Origin of the sequence: Arthrobacter sp. ZGTC212 (assembly GCF_002929255.1) — a bacterium.
GTDB lineage: Bacteria > Actinomycetota > Actinomycetes > Actinomycetales > Micrococcaceae > Arthrobacter_B > Arthrobacter_B sunyaminii.
This window is the reverse complement of sequence record NZ_PJIJ01000099.1, coordinates 1-505: the sequence shown is the minus strand read 5'-3', so window position 1 is coordinate 505 and position 505 is coordinate 1. Positions and strand designations below refer to the sequence as shown.

1 pseudogene is annotated in these 505 nt (G+C 60.0%); it reads right to left on the bottom strand.

Annotated elements, in window-relative coordinates:
• Positions 1–404 (bottom strand): annotated as a pseudogene (locus tag CXQ89_RS18085) (GntP family permease); the annotation flags it as partial.
• Positions 405–505: the final 101 nt, after the last annotated feature.

Here is a 505-nt window from a genome sequence, read left to right as displayed (position 1 = left end):
GTCCGGCCGATGAAGGGCCCGGTCGAGCGCGCCACCGGAGAAGCCAGAACCACCTGCACGTCCACGTAGATCGAAGGAAAGATTGTCGCCATCGCAGCCGTTAGCGCATACGGAAGACGCCGCGCACCGACACCGTTGACGAGCATCGACACCATCTTCTTGAAGGCGCCCATCGCATGGAGCATCGCCCCGATGAGCACGCCGAAGCCGGTGCGCAGGCCCACCTCACCCATGATTGCACCGAAACCGGTGGTGATCGCCACGATCGTCGCCGTGAAACCGACACCGGTCGCGAGGCCAAGGTAGAGCGAACCGATGATCAGCGAGATCACCGGGTCAACCTTGACCTTGATGATGAGCAGGACGATAACGACGATGGCTATCACGGTGTGAAGGGCGATCATTGCCCGCTCCTGCCGATAAGGGGAGTCAACTGGGACTAAGGTACCTCAACGAGTTCCTGCATAGAACAGGTATCGAAATGCCATGCGTCCTGATGGGTTGC